Here is a 21,116-nt window from a genome sequence, read left to right as displayed (position 1 = left end):
TTAAACAGGTGGTTCGAGAACTATAGGTGACATTCTTTACTATTGTTCAAATAAAGATTTAAGACTTGGGTCCAATTCTAATGCATGCAATACCATTGTAAGTGCTTCTGCTCGAGTAGCATGGGATTGTGGTGCAAAGCGATCCTGCCCCTTTACTAGTCCCGTAGAAGCAGCCGCCTTAATCTGATCTTGATTCCAGATCCCATCAATATCTTTGAAAATATCCTGACTAGGAGTTGGCTTGAGAACGACTAATTTAGAGATAATTGAAATAATTTCAGCTCTAGTAATGGGTCTGTCAGGTTTAAATGTTCCGTCTGGGTAACCTGAGATAACACCAGTAGAGGACAATGCTATAATAGCTTCTTCAGCCCAATGACCTTTAACATCTGATAATTCAGTAGAAGCAGAACCTGTCAATCCAAACACTCTATCAATGACAGCAGCAAACTCTCCTCGGGTAATACTGTCATTAGGCCGGAATGAACCATCCTCGTAGCCTTTTACAACTCCAAGCTTCGTAAATAACTTAACCGTTTGATTTGCCCAGTGGGAATCCGTGTCATTAAAGTCTACAGCAACTCCCTTGTTGTCTTCTAACTTCTTAGTAATTTCTGAGATAACCTTTGCAATATTGACAACCGTAGTGAAGATTGGAGAAGCACTAGCTGGAGGCTCTTCTACAGTAATTACTTTACTACCATGAATTTGGGTTCCATCCGTCGAAGTAGCAACTACGGTTACAGTCCCGTTCGCAACACCTGTCAACAAACCAGAAGGACTAATCGTAGCCATGCCCGTATCTGGCTTTACAGACCAAACCACCAGACTATTGGTAGCCGATTTGGGTAGTACTACTGCAACTAAACTAAGCGTGCTCCCTTTGTAAACGGAATCTGTCACTGAATTTACAGTCACACTCGTTACTGGAATTGAAGGAGTAGAACTATTAGAACTATTATTACCATTTGAACTAGCTGGGTTCGTAATTGTGAGATTAATATAATCCGAGATGACTGAGTCACCTGAATACGTTGCTTGTACTTTTACAGTGCCTGACTGCAGTGCTGTGATCACCCCATTATGAATGGCAACTTTGGAGGGATCATCAACTGTCCAAGTCATTAGAGAAGTTACATCTTGAGTAGTCGCATCACTCATAGTAGCAGTAGCTACTACAGTGAGAGTATCTCCAACTTGTATTGTTCCAGTATGCTTGTCTAAAGACATCCCAATTACTGTTGCCGTTGGAGGAGTACTTGCAAGCGTCGTAAAGCTGACATCATTCCCGTAACTTGTCCCTACGCTGTTCGTCGCAAATGCGCGGACGTGATAGGTTGTTTCTGCTGTAAGCCCGGTCAGATTCGATGTGTATTTCCCTGTCGTGCCAGCAACGATAACTTTCGTATCCGCTATTGTTGGATTACTGCTCGCCGAATAAACAATTCCGCGTTCGGTTACCACCGCTCCGCCGTCGTTAGTTACATCCCCGCCCACGTCTGCCGAGGTTGAAGTAACATTCGTTACCGAATCCGTTGATACCGTCGCAGCATCGACAGGAGCGTTGACGAGCACGCCTGCCGTACTGCCTACGCTATTTAATGTTAATGAGGCATCCATGTTGCCAGAATTTTTAATTGTACCTCCATTGAGAACTAACGCTCCGACAGTTATACCGTTCAAGTCAGAATCCCCTCTTTGAACCGTGTAACGAAATTGCAGCGCGCTGCTTCCCGAACCGGAAACATAATCGGCTCGAACCGTCTTGATTCCGATCACTAGCGAAATAGTTGGTGTACCATTCGCCTGATCCACATAGACCGCCTGATCAAAATTTACCGCGAAGTCGAGATCTTGCCTCGACGAGTAGGTCCCATTCGCCGGCACACTTACAGAACTAACCTGCGGTACAGATGGCACAGCACCCGTGGTTGCCGTTACAATAGCACTTCTATCGTTTGTTTCACTAATAGCCGTTACATAGAAAGAGTAGGTCGTGTTCGGACTCAGACCTTCAAGGGTCATTGTAGGAGCTGAAGTCCACCCAGCCCAAACTCCGTTAGAATTCCATACATGATAGCCGCCGTTCTGATCGACACCTGCTACCTGATCCCACTGTAACGTTATGGATGTATGTGTTACGCCAGTAACCCTCACATTCTGCGGAGCAGGTAACGGACCAGCCGCCGACGCCGTAGGAACTAACGGAAAGCTAAATGAGCCGAATACAATAGCAATGCTAAGTATTACAGCTAACATATTGGCGTACTTATTCTTTATCTGCTTGTACAATTCATTCACCTCTACTTCAAATTTTCATTTTATAATCATTCGCATAATTTGGGAAAGGACTCGCGCTGTCAAAGAAAGGGAGTTTATGGGGGTTCTATCGTGATGTTGAACAGATCAGCTACGACGATTCCGCAGTCTTGCTGGGCAATATTGTTCAAAATTCATATTTCCCAAATCGTTTTCTGAGAGTTTCTTCGTGCGGGATCCACTCCCAATCACTCCATAAGGACATTCCCACGAGTTCCGACAGCTTATCTACGGCTTGTTCCGGACTCGTAATACCCATGAAGTCGTCAAAATCCTCATTATGAATATCCAACGCTTTCCGCAAGTAGTCATCATTCAGACGCTCTTCTGTGAGTTGTTCATATTCATCCCTCGTCCACTGTTCACAAAAGATTCTTTCGGCTTGAATGTCTCCATTCTCGAATAACGACAACTCGAATATTTCCTCGTTCATATATCCGGCGGTCATCACTGGCTCCTCGATAAGCCGGGACAACGTTTTGCCGATCTCCTTCACCGTACCCCATACAAAATAATCATGGAGCACGCTGATCCAGTTCTCATTGCTTTTGCTTACGTACATGACGACTTTGATCTCTTGAGCCTCATTATTGGACTTGCCTAATACTTGGGCATGCCCTTCGCTTAGCTCTCTTAATGCTTCGATAGTCTTCTCAAGGCTTTTCGACTTGATATGCATATTTGCGAATGATCTTCCCACGAAATGGCCTCCTCTAACCGCTTTCTTACTCATCCTGATTCTTCTATATATCCTATAGATCGGTTTTATGTATGTATCTTATTTCCATTATAGTAATCGTTCGTCCTGAGTCTACCTACTTTTCACCTGAATTTTGGAAATAACCTTTGCAAGGGTAGAGATATAGTCTTGTCCGTTCAGCACAATAAAATTACAGTACTTCTTTTACCGTAGATCAAAGCCCCGAAGAAGTTTCGACGCCATCAATTACGTCCGCGGGTGGTCTTCGGAATAAATTGATGGCATTTGAACTCGCTGTACCCTCAAAATTACCGAACTTGGTGGCAGAGAGTGTCATCCACTACCTATCACATTTCGCTTCTTCACTTTTTTTTTAACTTGTTACCCACTGGAATACTCTGCGCAAAATGAAACACGTTATGTGGGTCGTACTTCCGCTTGACCTGCTTCAACCTAGCAAAATTCGCACCATAATACGCCTTTGGCCAGTTCTTAATCTGCAAATCAGGAAAGTTCACATAATCCCCAATCACAAAGGGACGGAGCGCTCTGCGGAACCTCTTCACCCACTGAACATTTCGCGGCTGCTCGTTATCATTTCTCCATCGAGCGGACAGCTCATAGATCGTCTCTGCATTCCGATGAGGATAGGCCGTCCCTGTCGGAGCTATCCGACTAACTGTACTACCTGCTCCCCCCAAGCTTTGACACCACACGGTTGCATGCTGATTTGGCGCTTTTGCAAGAAAGTCTCGAATAATCCGCACCCCGTCACGTGGCAAAGGCTGATATCCGTACGCCCCAGTTATTTTGAATTTCGGCTCCAGGTTCAGGTCAGACGCGGCAAAAAACTTGGTTGCTTCAATAAAAGATACCGTCCTTACCATGACTTTCACCGGAGTCCCTACTTGTAGCAATGGCCTGATTAATTGTCGCAGCTCTTCAGCACTCCCCAGCAATTGTCCAGTAGACTCAATCTTCCCCACCTTCTTGGAAGATACCTCAATCGTTGAGGTTAACCGATTGGTTACGGAAGGCGCAAAGTGCTGCCATGTTGGGAACACTTTATCCAGATCACTCCATTTCCAAGTGATACTGTAGATGGAGACGGTTGAGATAGGCTGAACCCGAAACTTATACGATGTAGCAATTCCAAAGTTTCCTCCGCCACCGCCTCTTGATGCCCAGAGTAGGTCGGAATGTTGATTTTTGTTCGCTATGATCGCCTTTGCTCCACACCGTCCTGAAGCGACTACCATCTCGACCTGTTCCAGATTATCGCAGGTAAGACCATACTTTCGCGACAATAACCCAATCCCGCCTCCCAAGGTGAGTCCGGCAACACCCACATCGGGTGCAGTTCCGGCAGGGAGGGCAACTCGTTTATTCCACAACTTCCGGTACACCCGCTCCAGTGGATTGCCTGTCTGGATGTGTGCCACCATCTTCTTGCGGTCAACCGTTACTTTATTCATCTCACTTGCATCAATAATAATACCACCGTTTATTGCCGAAAAAGCTTCATAGCTGTGCCGCCCGCTCCGCGCCCTCAGTGGGATTCCCCTCTCACGTGCCCACTTGATAGCGTTAATGACATCCTGCGTTCGTCTGCAAAAGACGATTACCCGCGGAAATTTGGAGAACCGCCTATTGTACTCCATCCGAGCTGCATTGTATGACGGGTTGCCTGGGAATACAATTCTTCCGGTCAACTGAGTAGTAGCTTTTTTTCGGCTTAATGCCATTTATGCCCACCATCCTCATTTATGGCGTTGCTCATCTCATCAGATTATTCCTATGCATGGACATTAGCCACGGTAACGGCATTCGCCTTGTAGTGAACTGATGCAGAGATCAAAAAGGACTTCCTCCTCTTGAGTACTTTGGTGTCGTTACCCAAAAACTTTTCAAGATGGGGTGAAGTCCTTTTTTATGCTCTTAAAATTTCGTAATAACCGTCATTCCGGAGCCCGCATATGCATTCATTTCCTCAAATGTTTTGTTGATATCCTCGAGGGAAATTTCGCTAGTCACCAACGCTCCGGGATTAAGACGTCCTGTTTCCACCATGCGCAATAGCGTTCGATAATCCGGATTTGGCATGCCAGCAGAACCAACGATTTCAATTTCGTTAACCGTCACTAAATTGATTGGAATCGGCGTTGCGCCAAAGTTTTCATTCGAACTCGCGCCGATTTGAACATGACGGCCTTTTTTAGTTAAGCTCAGAATCGAGTTTACACAAGTATCGGTAATACCCAGGGCATCAATTGACACATGCGATCCGCCTTTGGTAATTTCTTTAATTGCTTCAACAGGGTTATCGCGTTTGCTGTTTACGATATGAACGGCTCCGAATTTTTTAGCCATCTCCAACTTGTCATCGCCGATATCAACCGCAATCACATTCGCGCCTGCGGTAGAAGCGATTTGAATCGCGGAGAGCCCAACGCCGCCAGACCCATAAACAGATACCCAATCGCCTGCGCGTACGCGGCCTTGAGTCATCACGCCATGAAACGCCGTTACAAACCGGCATCCCATCGCGCTTGCCTCTAAAAAGCTGATGCTATCCGGCAACGCAATGAGATTAAGGTCGGCGCGGGGAATATGAATATGCGAAGCAAAGCCGCCATTAAAATCAGCCCCAACGACTGTGCGTGTGTCGCAAACGTTGTGGTGCCCGGCTTGGCAATACGGACAAACGCCATCACTCTGGCTGAACGGAATAATAACCCGGTCGCCCTTTTTGAAATTTTTGATATCTTTGCCGACTTCCTCTACAACTCCGGCAATCTCATGACCCAAAATAAGGGGAAGTTCATTTACCGGTAAGTGGCCTGCCCATATATGCCAGTCACTGCGACAAACGCCACTCGCTTCAATCTTAACAATGACACCGTCCGGTGTTAAAGATGGATCTTGAACCTCTTTGACAATAAGCGGAGAACTATAAGCTTCTAAAATAGCGGCTTTCATGGTTAAAACACTCCTTATTTTTGTTTTTGCTTGCATCAAATAATGGGAGAATATAAATAGCTTTATAATTCGGACGTACGTCCGACCTAATTCATAATAACAAGATGCAAACCATTCTTGCAAGAGCGTGGCATAAAAAAACACTTTTAAAACCTGCCAACTGGCCCAGATTTTAAAAGTGTTTTTTTATCGTTTCCAAGAATAATTGATAAGAAAAATTGATTTCCTCAGGCGAGGTCTCATGAAAGGTTTGGAAAGCCACGCCGTCAAGAAATATACTCATGTAGATACCGAGTTCGGGATGGCGAAGAGATAGGCTGATCTCTTTACCGGTCATACAGTCGATTACGCGCTGATGGATTTGTTTGACATGGTCTTTAAGCAGCGGGTTGGAAAAAGACATAATAGCAAGTTCAAAATAGATGCGAACAAACGGAGATTTTGTTATCTGTTTTTGATAAATGAAATCAATGGTTCGAATGGTTCGATCCAATGGATCCTGAATACCTTCAAGTTCGGCTAGCAGTTCCTCAACTAACTGGTCAATCAGCGTATTCGCGGCTACAGCTATCAGATTTTCCTTGCTTTGGAAATGATAATGAATTTGACTAAGTGCGACAGAGGCGCGCGCTGATATATCACGAAGCGATAACTGTGATGCGCCTAGTTCAGCAATACTATCGAGTGTTGCTTGGATAATTTTCGTTTTAACTTCGGACATCGTTTAACCTACCTTTAATCCTATATATATGCAGTATACCGAACAATTCATCGGTAGCAAAGCGAACTTATCCGGATGACTGAGCTTGGGGCGATTTCAAACAGCAGATATCGGGCATTCATTTAGCTGAACGTACATCTTCTCAACTCATTTTCACCAACATTATACTCCAAAATATAATCAAATGTTTGGAGGTGCTGGAATCGGCGGCGTTGCCTTCGAGCAAAAAGTCGTTGACCTGCTGTCAGAATCATTAGCGGCGGCCTTCAAGGTTGCGCAGTTACCTTCCTCCTACTCCTAGACAATTTCACTCCACTGGCTCGAGTAACCTTCTGAACTCCGCACAGTAAAAGCCAACATTTCGCCCTACTTGTGGTACGGTTCACTGCGCTATCTGTAACGGCAAGTTTTTGAACTAAAACAAGGGCACTCATTAGAGTGCCCCCGGGCTAAAACCCGCTGTTATCAGCTTTGTTGCGCCGCGATTTTTTATGATGTAATATCGCTGAAATTCTGCAAAAGGCGCAGCTTCAGCCCTTCTTCATTTGTTAATAGTTCTTGCATGATCGGAATAGTCATATCGGTATTGGGGTTGTACTTCAGACCCCAGTGCATAATGGCAAAAATCACCGGAAACAGGTCAAGTGCCTTTTGCGTTGGTCGGTACATGGTTTGTGCGCGGTTTGACTCCCCTTCGATCTTGACGAGCAGGCCTGCTTCAACGAGCGATTGGAGCCGTGCGCTCAAAATATTCGTTGAGATGCGCTCGCGCGAAGCAAGAAACTCGCGGTAATACCGCTTGTTATGGATAAGGACGTCACGAAGTATGACTAGGCTCCAGGGATCACCCCATATGTCAAGCGCATATACGATTGGACAAACTGTGGAAGGTCGCTTTTTCATGAAAATGATTATACAATTCGTGCTTGCATTTTGCAAGTTTGTACTTGTGTTTTGCAAGTACGTAATTTATACTCTGTGTGTAGTCAACAATTAACGAGGGGAGATAACTTGCATGGAGCAAAGTTACAGTACTTTTTTTAAGGTAGACCAAAGCCCCGAAGAAGTCTTCGCCGCCATCAATAACGTCCGTGGATGGTGGTCTGAGGAAATTGAGGGCAATACCGACGAACCCGGTCAATTTAAGTACCACCACCAAGATATTCACCGCTGCACCATCCAGATCACCGAGCTTGTTCCAGGTAAAAAAGTTGTTTGGCACATTGCAGACAACTACTTTAACTTCGTAGAGGATAAGAGCGAGTGGACAGGTACAGACATTGTCTTTGACATCACCGAAGAGGACGGCAAAACAGAAGTTCGATTTACCCACGTAGGCCTCGTTCCCGCGTATGAGTGCTACGCCGTCTGTACGGATTCCTGGGGCATCTACATAAACGGCAGCCTTCGCGACTTGATTACCAAGGGTAAGGGCCAACCCAACCAAGGCGAACAAATTGCAAGCAAACACGGCATAGAGAACTCTTAGAAGCCCCATACCATTGACCGAAGCTCGGCGCTTAGCAACCGAGGCTTTGCTGCCTCTTCTGAAAGCGCCGAGCAAAGTAATAACAATAGTCAACGCAGACTCCTGCGTGTTTTCTTCTCAAATAGAATTCACCATATACACACCTTGCTTCCGTCAATTTCATACGGATGGGTGTGGAATATACAGTTCTTCTAAACGGGTAATTTCTTCAGATGTCAATTTAACCGACAACGCCGAAACCGCATCTTCCAGATGGCTGATCTTGGTCGAACCCATAATCGGCGATGTGACCTCTTCCTTTTGCAGCAACCATGCTAGGGCAACTTGTGCACGCGAAATCCCCCTGTTAGCGGCAATTTCCGCAACTCTTTCCGCGACTCTGCGATCAGCGTCTTCCGTTTTGATAAACAAGGCCTTTGCTATCTGGTCCTTCTCTGATCGCGCGGTCTGCTCATTCCAATCCCGGGTTAGCCGGCCTGCAGCCAAAGGCAGGTAAGGAGTGACGCCAACTCCCTCGTCTCTGCAAAGGGGGAGCATTTCCCTTTCTTCTTCCCGGTAGAGCAGGTTTAATCTATTCTCCATAGAGACGAACCGTGTCCAACCGTTGCGCTCTGCGACATGCTGCGCTTTCGCAAACTGCCATGCCAGCATGGAGGATGCTCCGATGTATCTGACCTTTCCCGCCTTAACTAAATCGTGAAGAGCCTCCATGGTCTCCTCAATTGGCGTATTAGGATCCCAGCGATGAATCTGGTACAAATCGACATAGTCTGTTCCGAGTCGTCTTAGACTGTTATCAATTTCGGTCATGATAGCTTTACGGGAAAGTCCCATAGCATTCGGACCTTTGCGCATCGGAACAAATACCTTTGTAGCTATGACGACTTCGTCCCGATGAGCGAAGTCCTTTAAGACACGCCCGAGAATTTCTTCGCTTGTTCCGTCGGAATACATGTTGGCGGTACTGAAAAAGTTGATGCCCGATTCGAGTGCCTTCTTAATAATCGGTCTGCTGTGCTCCTCATCCAGAGACCATGGGGTATTGCCGCGTTCAGGTACTCCGAAGCTCATGGTTCCAAGGCTTAACTTTGATACCTCTAAACCGCTACGTCCAAGTTTTACATATTCCATTTGATTACACACTCCTTAAGGATATTGGGAAGGCGTTCACGCCTTCAGGTTGTCTACATATATCTCGGTGAGTCCGTGCTACTCGAGACTACATCACCACGGGAGTTGGCGTCTTTCGTTTGAGAATGTGCCCGTCGGACCGTCCTCGTCGAGGAGCGCAAGGCGCACGGGATGTCGCGCGGCTTGCTCGACGGTCCCCGTGCCCTCGAAGTTGTTGAGATCCGTCGCGGTAAAGCCTGGGCATACCGCATTGACCTTAATGCCTGTCGACTCGAGTTCGATGGCGAAGGCGAGCGTAATCGCATTGAGAGCCGTCTTCGAAGGGCTGTAAACGGCACCGAACATCTCGCGATGTGAATTAGTCGGATCCGCATTCAACGTTAGCGAGCCCGAGCCGCTCGATACGTTGACGATACGCGCTGCCGGCGCTTCACGAAGGAGCGGCAGCATTGCTTGCGTGACGGCGATGACGCCGAACACGTTCGTCTCGAACACTGCCCGCACCTCATCTAGAGAAGCGACACTTGGGCGCCCCGACTTCCCGATCTCCTCGAGTGGCCTGCCCGGCTGACCTACGTGCGATATTCCTGCATTGTTCACGAGCACGTCGAGACGACCGAGCTCGCTGCGGGTGCGCTCTGCAGCGGCAGAGATGGAATCCTGATTGGTTACGTCGAGTTGGAGGGCGCGGGCATCCGCTCCGATGCTCTTCGCGGCCGTCTCCCCTTTCTCGAGATTGCGCGAGCCGACGAGCACAGTGAAGCCGTGCGCCGCGAGGTCTTTCGCGATTTGAAGACCGATTCCTTTATTGGCCCCGGAGACCAAGGCCACGGGTTTATCCTGCATAAGAAATAACTCCTTTGTTGGGGATTTCCTGCTCGATACAGGTTGATACATCAACTTAGCACTCATCAGCTTCCTTCGGTGGTTGACATGTCAACTTGAATGTAGGATAACACCTTGTGGTTGATGTGTCAACCATGATATTATACTTGCATGGATATCAACAAAGTAAGCGAAGATGAAATGCGCATATGGAATATGTGGAAAGGCTCCTTTAAGCGAATCTTCGGTCGTGTTGTTAAGGAGCTTTCTGAACATACAGGACTATCAGAAGGAGACTTTGGAATACTAGATCGGTTAGTCCAATTCGGAGAAGGCAAGCTTCGCCAACAGGAACTAGCCGACTCGATGAACTGGGATAAAAGCAGATTATCCCATCATTTGACGCGGATGGAAAAACGGGGCCTTGTTATAAGGTGTCCATTAGAAGCAGATCGTGGTGTCCAGGTCATCATTACTTCTGCCGGAAAAGCAGCTTTGGATGAGGCCCTACCCATCGTCTCAATGGCAATACGCAAGTATTTTCTGGATCAACTAACCGATCAAGACATTGAATCGATTACGAAGCTGGCGGAAAGAACAAAAGGCGACCCCAGCCTCCGATAAGGCCTCGTTGACTTGATCGCTTTTCAGGGCACGGTTCACTGTATCATCTATAGAGCGAATATAAAGGCATCCCTTATGCTTGATAGGGATGCCCATTACAACAGCTATTTTCTTATACAGTAACATATTCCCTTTCCAGTGGGTACGAGTCCCATGTTGGGCCATTCAATGTACGGCCTGTTAGATGTTTGAACCCTCTACGGGGTGCTGGTTTTACTCGGCGCCTTAACTCTTCTTACTTTTAATACGATCTCTAGGCTCATCTTTAGGAAGAAGAAAGCTTTTTGGACGTTATGTGGAATGATTGCCCGCAGTGATTGGTTAGCCGCATTTCGTAAACATATAACCCAAAAGCTGTCCGATGGACCTGATGAGGCCCAGAAGGCGGCTTTTCTCATTTCAATTGAACGGAGCGTTTACTTCTTCACAACCGGAATCCACATTTCGCCATATACGGAGCCGTCTCGCTGAACGATAAAGCTGTCTTTTTCCTCAAAGGTATACATTGCCATAATTCCAGCTCCTCTTCTGAATGGATCAATGTCAAAATGCGGTACTGTCTAGAGGGTTGCCGATTAAAGTGTGCGGCTTTTCGGACGCAGCGCCCAAGAAGCGATGCCAAGCGCGGCATAGAAAAGCGGAAGAATAACATGGAATCCGCCATTGCCGTAATCATGAGCGAACACATGAGATAGGGCCGCTCCCGTCATTAGAAAAAAGATACCGCTATAAGCCCATTCCTTAAGCCGGGGGAAACCTGGCATTACGATCGCAATGACTCCAAGCAATTTCCAAGTTCCGAGAATTTTCGTGATATATAGCGGGAAACCAATATCGGTCACTAAATCGACATTGCCACCATACCGCATTAATTGCCCGATCCCGCTTAATGTAATAGAGAATGCGAGAATTATTGTGACGGTCCAATAAGCGGCCATCCTTCCAATAGGGCGGGATTCAGCCTTCACAATTTTTTCATTACCGGTAATTAAACTCATTTCCATTCCTCCTCTGGTATCGTTTACTTCTTCACAACCGGAATTCACATTTCGCTAAAGCTTTCTTTCTCTTCAAGGGCCATTGTCCAAGCTCCTATTTTTTGATCAAGTCATTTGTTTTCCACTTGATGGGTTTATAATAACGATAAATCATGTCAAAATATGGTACTGTTTAGAGGGCCCGATGAAAAAAGTAGAACGGATTAACATCATCATGCGGTACATCAACAACCGCGCCACCATATCGGAAATTATGCATGAGTTTAACATCTCGCGATCGACGGCGATTCGAGACATCAGAGAAATTGAAGCAACAGGAAGCCTCTGGTCGCCGAAGTCGGGAGAGACGGGGGTTACTTTGTAATGAACAACTCTGTCCTGCCCACTGCCCGCTCTACCTATAATGAAATTAAAGTTCTTTTTATCATAATCTCACCAATGTCAAACCATCCCCCGAGAAAAAAAGAATAAGCAAAAAAAGAAGATTGTAGAAGAACTAAGCAAGCAGGAAGAAGCCATCAACATGGTCCTCGAGCTCGGTCCCACGGCGATTGCCTAGTTCAAAAAGTATCATCCATTAAAATTACAATTTCATACACCAATCCTTATCAAACTACGGCCATTTTAAAGACCTTCGTCAATGTTCATCGTCCGGATGGATTGGCCGAAATAACAAATTGGCTGCTTTTCTTAGGGGAGATATCACGGTCAGGGAAATACCGAAGGAAGTTGTAGATGGATTGCAGGAGAGAGTGGATGTGTTGGAGGAGCGATCGATCGCATAGTTTCGATTCTTCAAAAATGACATTTATGCCTATATAGTGATGCACGAAGGCCACCGGAGTAAATCGGCGGCCTGATTGCCAGTGTTTTAACTATCGTTTGCCTACGGTCAAACTTTACACTGGTTGTTCTCTACTTGAACTGCTGTGTAATAACGCCAATTATGGATGCGAGATGTTCTTCAGGTTCTCAGTCAACCGTTTGATCTTTCCTTCCGTTTCGCCGATCGGCGTATTGACCATCACCCGCAGGCCGGGAGCATCGCTCAGTTGGAACGTAATATGTTCTAACGTCAGTTCCCCGACTTCCGGATGGAAATATACCTTGTTCCCTTCCGATACCGGAAGCACCTCATGTTTCGCCCACCATTCCCGAAAATGGGAGCTTACATTGGAAAGCCCGATGATGAATTCCTCCCACCAAGGGTCTCCGGCATACGTTCCGTAGCTTGCTCGAAACTGGGCGAGTCTTATTTGGGCGTGTTCCTCCCATTTGTCCCGCAGTAGTTGCCGCAAATACGGTGAGGTGAATGCCCTCCATACCATGTTTCGTTCACTCTCCGGCATGACGCGATAATCGCCGACAGTGGCGCACGCCGCTAGATTCCATGCGACAACGTTCCAGCGCGCATCGGTTACGATGGCCGGGCTGTATTCGAGCCGGTCCAGAACATGCTGCAGCGTAGCACTTACCTCGGTTAGTTCCGTATGCAAAACATCCGCGGGAAACTGCCTCGTCGCCAGCAAATACAGATGCTTCCTTTCGCTGGCATCCAGTTGCAACGCTCTGGCGATGCTATCAAGCACCTGTGCAGAGACCTGAATATTCCTTCCCTGCTCCATCCATGTATACCAATCGACGCTAACCTTAGCGACCATCGCTACCTCACTACGTCTAAGGCCGGGAGTCCGCCTTTTGCCATCATTAGGTAATCCCAATGCCTCCGGTGTGAGCCGCTCTCGCCTCGTACGCAGGAATTGCCCCAGTTGCTCAAGCCTGGTCATATCCATCGTTTGCTCCATCTCCTATCCACCAGAACATCCGCCATTGTAGGAGTAAGAATCCTATGATGAACCATCATCTCGTTAACCTGTTTCCTTAATTATACACTTATTTTGAGAAAATAAGGGAAATAGGAGGTGCGGTATGCCAATACCGACTCAATCAAATTCATCAACAGATCCATCTTCAACGGCAGATTTCTTAATAACAACCAAAAAGAAATCTCTCGCTTTGTTCGGGCTTTCTCTGGGTTACTTCATGGTGTTGCTCGATACGACAATTGTAACGGTTGCGCTGCCTGCCATTCATACCGATATGGGCGGCCATTTTACATCTCTCGAGTGGGTGGTTAACGCCTATACCGTCTTGTTCGCCAGCCTGTTGCTCAGTATGGGATCGCTGTCCGACCGGTATGGAGCCAAACGCATCTTCGGCGGTGGACTTATCCTTTTCGCAATTACTTCCGCCTTTTCATCCGCTGCCTCTTCACTAGAATTATTGATCGTGCTACGAGGGTTACTTGGCATCGGTGGCGCGGCAATGACATCCGCTTCACTAGCGCTACTTGCCTCCATCTATCAGGATCCGAAAGAACGGACGAAAGCGCTTGGAGTCTTTGCTTCCATCTCCGGCGTAGCTTTAGCTGCAGGACCTGTCATGGGGGGGATGCTTGTCGATTGGTTCGGATGGCGAAGCATCTTTATGGTGAATATTCCGATCGCAGTCTTGAGCCTGTTCCTCATCGTCCTAAACGCCAGTGAGACACAGCGCAATACGGACCGCACCCTTGACCTTACAGGTCAACTGACAGCAACCTTATTCTTCCTTACGCTGACCTTTGCACTTGTCGAAGGAGGCTCGTTAGGTTGGAGCTCCCTCTCCGTGATTACTGCTATTACTGTGGCTATTATTAGCCTGCTTCTATTTGCCGTCGTCGAGGCCCGAAGCAAATCGCCAATGCTGCCCGTTCAGCTGCTTCGGCGACGCAGCATTTCGGCGGGGCTCGCCGCCGGATTGGCAGTTAACTTCGGGTTATCCGGTTGCTTGTTCGTACTCACCTTCTTCTTTCAGCAAAGCCAAGGCTATTCCGCTCTCTTGACCGGACTCGCTTTCCTTCCACTCACCTTGCCGATGATGATAAATCCGATGATAACAAGCCGTATCGTAAACCGCGTCGGCGTGAGGCTGCCCATGATATGCGGCTTCTTCCTCACCTCTATCGGCACGATCATGCTGACGATCTCAAACGGGGACTTCTACTGGCTTCTATTCGTCGGTCTATTCTTGATCGGTTATGGGCTCTCTTTAACCATTCCACCGCTGGTGACATCTATCGTAACCGCTTCTCCCCCTGGCCATGCCGGCGTCGCCTCCGGTGCTCTGAACTCAATCCGCCAGCTCGGAGCCGCTCTAGGCGTTGCCGTTCTTAGCTTATGCATGAACGTTGGCAGCGCGCATGCTGAATCCGCAGCCGGTTTCAATTCGGCGCTAATGATCTCGGCCTTCGTACTTGCTGGCGGAGGAGTGATTACGTTCTTATTCATCAGCCGTAAGCCAAGTTAGGAGCAAGCCTATCTCAAGTTCTAGCATGAATAAACGGGATTGCGCATATTGAAAAAATTCAGGAAATTTGACAAAAGTCGCATCGCTTTGAAACGCCGACCAGACTTCGCACAGTTGCAGCTGTTAGTACTCCATTTCGCCCTACTTGTGGTACGGTTCAGCTTAACGGATCTATCGGCGAAAAGGTCTCCACCGTGCATAGGGGCCGGTCTTTCCTTGTTCACTACCTGGACTATAATCAAGCTCTCATAAATATTAACAAGGGCCGCCGAGGTAGTCGGCGGCCTGATTTTAAATACTTACTCAATAATTATTTTTTCACATTAGCAGTGAAGTACGTGAAAAACTCCGAACACCCGTGACTGCTTATTCAGAATCAGGTTTCTTTTTCTTGTGAATGAAGACAGCACTTGAAATGGATCCAATAAGCAAAAAGACGGCAATGAACAAATCCACATCTTTAATGCCCGCGTTGAAAGCACTAAATACAATATTCTTAATATCTTCAAAAGCTGATAATTGCCTGAACGCTTCAGCTGAAGACGTCGCCAAAGAAGTCGATCTGGTCGTCGATTCTGTTGGAGGCGAGACGGAGACCAGGTCCGTTCTGAAGAAGGGCGGAATCCTCGTCTCTTTGACTCAGGATCCATCCCAAGAGAACGCTCAGAAGCATGGCGTAACAGCTAAATTCAATACCAAATTTCCAACCCGCGAGAACTTGCAGAGCTTAACGGAATTAATGGCCGAAGGCGTGATTAAGGCAGAGATTGATTCTATATTCCCTTTAAGCCAAGCGGATAAAGCGCTGGAAAAAAGTGAAGCAAGACATGGACGGGGAAGAATTTTGCTGAACGCAAACTCCATCTAAAAACGAAACAACACGAGTGCATTGTACACTACGTGTTGTTTTCTTTATTATATCGAACCTCCCTAACCGATTGAGGGCAGAGCGCGACCGCCGCGTTTTTTGGGAGCGCATTCCGCACGGCGCTATCCGTGAAATGACGTTGAAGTTTCATGCATCCTGGCTTGTAATAAGACCTTTATCCTCAAAACGCGTGGACAGGACAACAAGCGTCGATGAGAATCCAAATGTGTTGCAGCTTTCAAGGAAGGCTTCCAAGGTTTCGCTTGTTTCAGTTACAACCTTCAATAAATAGTTATACTCCCCGCTTGTTCTGTAGAAATCGACAATCTCGGGCGCCGCCTCTCCAAACTCCTCGAATTCCTTGCAGTTTTTCGATTTAAACAAAACAAACGCCGTTGTATACTTGCCAAGTTTAGATGGAGAAAGCACTGCCCTATAGCCCGTTATGACTCCTTGCTCCTCCAGCCTCCGAAGTCGTTCCGTTACGGCAGGCTGCGACATCGCGATTTTCCGGCTCATCTCAGAGACCGTAATGCGGGCATTCTCATGAATGATCGACAAGATCTGATTGTCTATCCGGTCCATAGTCCGTGCACCTCATTTTATTAAAGTTAGTTTCGAAAACAACGATAGAATTAAGTTTTCAGGCCCCTTACTTCTTAATAATCCAATTTAAATTGTATGCCAAATCCAATAAGATTCCACTATAAACCAGTAAGGGAGAGCGAACATATGCCAACGACTTTGAACAAAACGCAAGAGGTAGATGGGTTAAAATATTTCACGACCATTGATGGCGTTCGAATTGCTTATCGAATCGATGGATCAACCGAAAAGCCAGTATTGATGCTTGCGAACTCCATTGCCACCACGATGAACATGTGGGACGGCCAAATAGCTGAATTTTCTCAGCATTTCCACGTCCTTCGCTATGACTATAGAGGGCATGGCGACTCGGATACGCCCGGCGGCCCCTATTCGTTTGACAGACTGGGACGAGATGTCGTCGAACTCCTGGATGCTCTTCACATTGAAAAGGTGCATTTCCTCGGATTATCGTTAGGCGGTGCCGTCGGCCAATGGCTCGGTATTCACGCTCCAGAGCGGATCGACCGGCTGATTCTAAGCAATACATCCTCCTACCTGGGACCGGCCGAACAATGGCAAGGCCTAATCAACTCTGTGCTGCAGCCGGAGAACCTTCCCGAATTCGCCGAAAGCTTCATCAAGAACTGGTTTCCTTCGCATATGCTGGAAGAGGAGAAAGCGGTCGTCGACTCCTTCCGCAAGATGGTGCTTGCTACTCGTCCGCAAGGAATCGCAGGAAGCTGGGCTGCGATCCGCGACATGGATATGCGCCGGACTGTTTCCCTCGTCAATAGCCCAACATTGGTCATTGCCGGCCAATATGATACCGTGACGCTTCCCGGCCACGGCAAATTGATTGCTGACTCGGTACCGAACACAACGTTCGTCCTGCTGCCGTCCGTTCACCTCTCGAATATCGAGTATCAAACGGAATTCATGAGTGCCGTATTAAAATTCTTGCAATCAAATTAAGCATAAACATCAGTAGCCCAAATGCTTGTCTATTGCCTTATAAGTACGGGGCATTCCCATAAGTCATCATGAATGACTTGGGAACGCCCCTCTTGTCTACCCTATCGGTTCGTGGACAAAAAATTTCTGCCTTCGTTTACAAAATGTTGCCTCTTCTTCAAGAGGTAATACATTCTAAACCGGTATACCAAATTCGCTATATTAATGAGTGATAATACGACAAGCCATAAGATCAGAGAGGACATGGTGGTCCACAGTCCAAACCAAGGCAATACTCGTCCGCCGCCAATAAATGTAGCGATTGACGGCAAAAACAGGAGAATTAAAATTGGAATTACCCTTCCCATCGTTGAAAAAATCAATCTCCCTGTTGTGATGCCTTTCTTGCTTCTCCCTATAAGAATAAATCTATATGTCCCCCAGCAAATCGTCACCATGATCAAGAGAACCATCATGATCTCCAAATTTCCGCCGTTGAGGATGGAAGCGCTAGGTTCTTCGCCGTGCATGATCTTTGCAATCCCGTCGATAAAAGCCGCATAATCGATAAAAGCGTTTAATCCCGAGTTAAACATCATCGCAATGCCCAACCGCTGGTCCAAATAGATCGTCATCTCCGACTTATACGTCCAAAAAATTCCGCTATGGGAAATCGTCCGTCCCCCTTGATCATCCTCTTCAGCAAGCCAGCCCATTCCATAAGGACTTATCTGTCCCGCTTTATGGTACTGTTCCAGCAGCTCCGGTGAAAGAAGACGGCCGTTATATTGGGAAAGCATCCACTTCGCCATATCTTCGGCAGTGGAGACGATGCCGGCGGGACCGTCGACAAACCATGAGGGTTCATTCTGACTGACGGGGCGCCCCAGCACAAGGTAATGTCCCCGCGTAATAGCGGAGTTATGATTGATTTGCTGTGTAGAACTGACATTAAAGGTATGATCCATGCCCAATGGCTTAAATATTTCGCTCGTCAAGTAATCGGAGAAATTCCGTCCGCTTACTTGCTCCACAAGCAAAGCCAAATATTCATAATTCGGATTGTAATAGTTATACGCCGTTCCCGGGTCATGAGCAAGCTTAACCGCATCCAACGAACGGTTAATTTCTTGCAACGACTCATATTGAGAGGATCTCGTCATGTCCGGATTCACTTTATCATTCAGACCGCTCGTCTGATTGAGCAAGTTCCGGATCGTAATCTCGCGAACGCGTTCGTCCTTGGGGGACAGATTGGGAAAGTAGGTTGCGTAGGGGGCGTCTAGATCGATCAACCCTTTGCCCACCAACTGCAGCACGGCCAGCGCCGTAAACGGTTTGCTTAGCGAGGCGATGGGAAAGAGGGCGCTACCGTCTATCTCGCTGCCATCGGATCGTTCTCCGAAGCCTTGCGCATAGAAAACCTCATCGTTATTGGCGATCGCAAGGGCCGCACCCTTAATATGGTTCGTTTTCATTGTCTTCGTTACAAAATCATCAATTTTCTGCTGTATGTCTGCCTTGTTATGGACTTCGGCAGCTGAGGCCGGCTCAGCCAGGAAGGCGGTTGCCGACAATAACAAGCAGCCCAAGCTCAAACTCATTTTCTTTAGTACAATTAACATGTTTAGCACCTCTCATCGCTTGATAAGGAGATGCTAATCGATAATAATCAACTATTTATCAACGCCGTTCAAAAAACTGGCCGTGACTTGCCCCCCGCCATCGGGACCGTTGTCTATTTGCAGACTTCCCTCATGTTTCTCGCACAGGATTTTGCAGATATAAAGGCCCATCCCATGGTGTTCGTCGGCATCCGATACCTCTCCGCGATAAAAGGGCAGCATCGCTTTACGAAGCCCCGCTTCCGTAAAGCCGGTACCATCCTCCGAAACCGTAATGGACAGTTTACCCTTGTTGACGCAATAATGAATACTTACATGTCCGAATGCAAAACGCGCTGCGTTCGCAGCTATATTCTCGAAGACTTGCAGCACCAAATGGACATCAACAGCAATGCTATTCGCATCCGCCGCAACAGACGTGTTGAAAGATTTGCCGCTATTTCCGATGATTTGGCGTCCGCTCTCATGAAGCAAAGCAATGAGTTGATCCGTTTCAATAGGGTGGCTGCTAACCGGCATGTCCTCCAACTTTTGTATGGAACCCATCGCCTCGGTGTATTTTTCGAGACGCTCGATATGTACACCCATCGTCTGAATCACGTCCAAAAGCTTTTCTTCGGAGATTTTGCGTTGGGGCAGATAGGCGCTCAGAAACTCAGAATTTCCTTTCAGGACAGACAAAGGCGTTCTCAAGTCATGTGCAAAAATCGCGTTCAATTGTTTTCGTTCCTCAACCGATCGCCATAATGAGTGATAGTTCTTCTCCAACTGGCCGCGCATGATTTCGAAAACACGGCATAACTCGCCCATCTCATCCTTGCTGTCGTATGAAATCCGAAATCCCAGATCGTTCGCAGAAATTTTCTCCGATGCCTTCATCAAGAGATCAAGCGGTTTTCTTAACTTCCAACGGTAATAAAGGCTAGCCATTAGAACGATACCAACGGCTACGGTTAACATCACCAACGCTATGAGCGAAGGCAGTATCCAGCCGTTTGAGATTGAATGCGCGTCATTGCGCTGACGTATGTTTTCGGCCCATTGAAACTCCAATACGATAACGGCTAATACCGCGATTAGTGTCATACAGCATATGAAGATGAAGGACCTGAGTAAACTCATCCGTTTCAATCGTAGCCCGTTTATGATTTTCGCCATTTGTAACCTACTCCCCAGACCGTCTCGATCCTGTCTTCGCAGCCATGCTCTTTCAATTTGTAACGAATTCGCCTGACATGTTCCACGATGACAGCGCTATCGCCCTCGTCGCCAATTCCCCATAATTTCTCGAAAATACGTTCTTTGTCGAATACCATGCCGGGATACGTAGACAGCAACTCGATAATATCGAACTCTTTTTTGGCCAAAGAAATTCGTTCGTCGCGGAAATAAAGAGAACGAGCCGAATAATCGATCACCAAGTCTTCGCTGAACTTGATCGACGTTTTATGTTGGCTTCGGTTTTCCCGACGCAAATGAGCCTCTACCCTCGCGCCTAGTTCATGAATGCTAAACGGTTTTTGAATATAATCGTCCCCTCCCGCTCGAAAACCCGAGATGACATCCGCATCCTCCACGCGGGCGGTTAGAAATAAAATTGGACAAGAAATGAAGTTCCTGACTGCCCTGCACAATTCAAGACCATCCTTCTCCGGCATGTTGATGTCTAGTAAAATAAGATCCGGTTGCTTTTCGATATGCCGAAGCGCTTCCTGACTGTTTTTGGCCGTCATGACAACATAGCCGTTCATTTCAAAATAATCAGTAAGCAATTTGCGAAGATCGAGTTCGTCGTCTACAATCAGAATCTTATAAATATGCCTCCGTTGCTTCTCCATTGAATCGTTCCCCCTAGTAACCATCCCACCCCGAAAGAGATACGGTCCGAAATTGTATATATAGACCATGGACAGCCGAAGTAACCGGCGGCCTGATTACCGCAAGTTCATT

19 protein-coding genes and 1 pseudogene are annotated in these 21,116 nt (G+C 47.2%); 6 read left to right on the top strand and 14 right to left on the bottom strand.

Translation table 11 applies throughout. The features are described 5' to 3' along the window. Window positions 1–39: 39 nt before the first annotated feature. From GRF59_RS21900 to GRF59_RS21875, 6 genes are all read right to left on the bottom strand, one after another. Window positions 40–2,292, bottom strand: coding sequence for an S-layer homology domain-containing protein (locus GRF59_RS21900; protein ID WP_160499851.1), 2,253 nt, complete (start codon window positions 2,290–2,292; stop codon window positions 40–42). 154 nt (window positions 2,293–2,446) lie between these two features. Continuing rightward, window positions 2,447–3,019, bottom strand: a complete 573-nt coding sequence (locus tag GRF59_RS21895) for a hypothetical protein (RefSeq protein WP_160499850.1) — start codon at window positions 3,017–3,019, stop codon at window positions 2,447–2,449. 362 nt (window positions 3,020–3,381) lie between these two features. Continuing rightward, complete coding sequence (locus GRF59_RS21890; RefSeq protein ID WP_160499849.1) at window positions 3,382–4,764, bottom strand: FAD-binding oxidoreductase; 1,383 nt, start codon at window positions 4,762–4,764, stop codon at window positions 3,382–3,384. Between the two features lie 193 nt (window positions 4,765–4,957). Next, window positions 4,958–5,998, bottom strand: coding sequence for a zinc-dependent alcohol dehydrogenase family protein (locus GRF59_RS21885; protein ID WP_160499848.1), 1,041 nt, complete (start codon window positions 5,996–5,998; stop codon window positions 4,958–4,960). Between the two features lie 172 nt (window positions 5,999–6,170). Further along, on the bottom strand, window positions 6,171–6,719 hold the full coding sequence (locus GRF59_RS21880) for a TetR family transcriptional regulator (protein ID WP_160499847.1): 549 nt from the start codon (window positions 6,717–6,719) through the stop codon (window positions 6,171–6,173). Between the two features lie 489 nt (window positions 6,720–7,208). Then, the gene (locus GRF59_RS21875; protein WP_160499846.1) at window positions 7,209–7,622 is read right to left on the bottom strand and encodes a winged helix-turn-helix transcriptional regulator; all 414 of its coding nucleotides are present in this window, start codon (window positions 7,620–7,622) and stop codon (window positions 7,209–7,211) included. A 112-nt stretch (window positions 7,623–7,734) separates the two neighbouring features. On the opposite strand from GRF59_RS21875, the gene GRF59_RS21870 reads away from it, so the two are divergent. Beyond that, window positions 7,735–8,208, top strand: coding sequence for an SRPBCC family protein (locus GRF59_RS21870; protein WP_160499845.1), 474 nt, complete (start codon window positions 7,735–7,737; stop codon window positions 8,206–8,208). A gap of 159 nt (window positions 8,209–8,367) precedes the next feature. Here GRF59_RS21870 and GRF59_RS21865 read toward each other — a convergent pair whose 3' ends face one another. After that, a complete protein-coding gene (locus tag GRF59_RS21865; RefSeq protein ID WP_160499844.1) occupies window positions 8,368–9,339 on the bottom strand; it encodes an aldo/keto reductase in 972 nt (323 codons plus the stop codon). Between the two features lie 93 nt (window positions 9,340–9,432). Further along, window positions 9,433–10,185 (bottom strand): SDR family oxidoreductase, encoded by a 753-nt coding sequence (locus GRF59_RS21860; protein WP_160499843.1) that lies wholly within the window; start codon window positions 10,183–10,185, stop codon window positions 9,433–9,435. A 150-nt stretch (window positions 10,186–10,335) separates the two neighbouring features. Between GRF59_RS21860 and GRF59_RS21855 the strand changes: the two genes are divergently transcribed. Beyond that, window positions 10,336–10,788, top strand: a complete 453-nt coding sequence (locus GRF59_RS21855) for a MarR family winged helix-turn-helix transcriptional regulator (RefSeq protein WP_160499842.1) — start codon at window positions 10,336–10,338, stop codon at window positions 10,786–10,788. 575 nt (window positions 10,789–11,363) lie between these two features. Here GRF59_RS21855 and GRF59_RS21850 read toward each other — a convergent pair. Beyond that, window positions 11,364–11,786 (bottom strand): DoxX family protein, encoded by a 423-nt coding sequence (locus GRF59_RS21850; RefSeq protein WP_160499841.1) that lies wholly within the window; start codon window positions 11,784–11,786, stop codon window positions 11,364–11,366. 184 nt (window positions 11,787–11,970) lie between these two features. Between GRF59_RS21850 and GRF59_RS21845 the strand changes: the two are divergent. Then, window positions 11,971–12,571: pseudogene (locus GRF59_RS21845) on the top strand (helix-turn-helix transcriptional regulator). Window positions 12,572–12,730: 159 nt separating this feature from the next. Here the strand turns inward: GRF59_RS21845 and GRF59_RS21840 are convergent. Further along, the gene (locus tag GRF59_RS21840) at window positions 12,731–13,591 is read right to left on the bottom strand and encodes a helix-turn-helix transcriptional regulator (protein ID WP_160499840.1); all 861 of its coding nucleotides are present in this window, start codon (window positions 13,589–13,591) and stop codon (window positions 12,731–12,733) included. Window positions 13,592–13,715: 124 nt separating this feature from the next. On the opposite strand from GRF59_RS21840, the gene GRF59_RS21835 reads away from it, so the two are divergent. Together GRF59_RS21835 and GRF59_RS21830 are read left to right on the top strand one after the other, a co-directional pair. Beyond that, window positions 13,716–15,134: an MFS transporter gene (locus tag GRF59_RS21835; RefSeq protein ID WP_160499839.1), complete on the top strand. Its 1,419-nt coding sequence runs from the start codon at window positions 13,716–13,718 to the stop codon at window positions 15,132–15,134. A gap of 415 nt (window positions 15,135–15,549) precedes the next feature. Then, window positions 15,550–16,002, top strand: coding sequence for a zinc-binding dehydrogenase (locus GRF59_RS21830; RefSeq protein ID WP_237391971.1), 453 nt, complete (start codon window positions 15,550–15,552; stop codon window positions 16,000–16,002). Window positions 16,003–16,149: 147 nt separating this feature from the next. Here GRF59_RS21830 and GRF59_RS21825 read toward each other — a convergent pair whose 3' ends face one another. Next, window positions 16,150–16,587 carry an Lrp/AsnC family transcriptional regulator gene (locus GRF59_RS21825; protein ID WP_160499838.1) on the bottom strand — a complete coding sequence of 146 codons (438 nt, stop codon included), beginning with the start codon at window positions 16,585–16,587 and terminating at the stop codon, window positions 16,150–16,152. A gap of 147 nt (window positions 16,588–16,734) precedes the next feature. Between GRF59_RS21825 and GRF59_RS21820 the strand changes: the two genes are divergently transcribed. Beyond that, window positions 16,735–17,562, top strand: coding sequence for an alpha/beta fold hydrolase (locus GRF59_RS21820; protein ID WP_160499837.1), 828 nt, complete (start codon window positions 16,735–16,737; stop codon window positions 17,560–17,562). A gap of 101 nt (window positions 17,563–17,663) precedes the next feature. Here GRF59_RS21820 and GRF59_RS21815 read toward each other — a convergent pair whose 3' ends face one another. From GRF59_RS21815 to GRF59_RS21805, 3 genes are read right to left on the bottom strand one after another with little or no spacing between them, the layout of a single operon-like run. Continuing rightward, window positions 17,664–19,166: a serine hydrolase domain-containing protein gene (locus GRF59_RS21815; RefSeq protein WP_160499836.1), complete on the bottom strand. Its 1,503-nt coding sequence runs from the start codon at window positions 19,164–19,166 to the stop codon at window positions 17,664–17,666. A gap of 51 nt (window positions 19,167–19,217) precedes the next feature. Then, window positions 19,218–20,252, bottom strand: coding sequence for a HAMP domain-containing sensor histidine kinase (locus tag GRF59_RS21810; protein ID WP_237391970.1), 1,035 nt, complete (start codon window positions 20,250–20,252; stop codon window positions 19,218–19,220). Between the two features lie 56 nt (window positions 20,253–20,308). Further along, entirely contained in the window at window positions 20,309–21,004 is a 696-nt protein-coding gene (locus tag GRF59_RS21805) for a response regulator transcription factor (protein ID WP_202128805.1), read from the bottom strand. Window positions 21,005–21,116 lie beyond the last annotated feature (112 nt).

Origin of the sequence: Paenibacillus dendrobii (genome assembly GCF_009807035.1) — a bacterium.
Classification (GTDB): Bacteria; Bacillota; Bacilli; order Paenibacillales; family Paenibacillaceae; genus Paenibacillus_AQ; species Paenibacillus_AQ dendrobii.
This window is presented reverse-complemented; position numbering and strand designations above follow the sequence as displayed.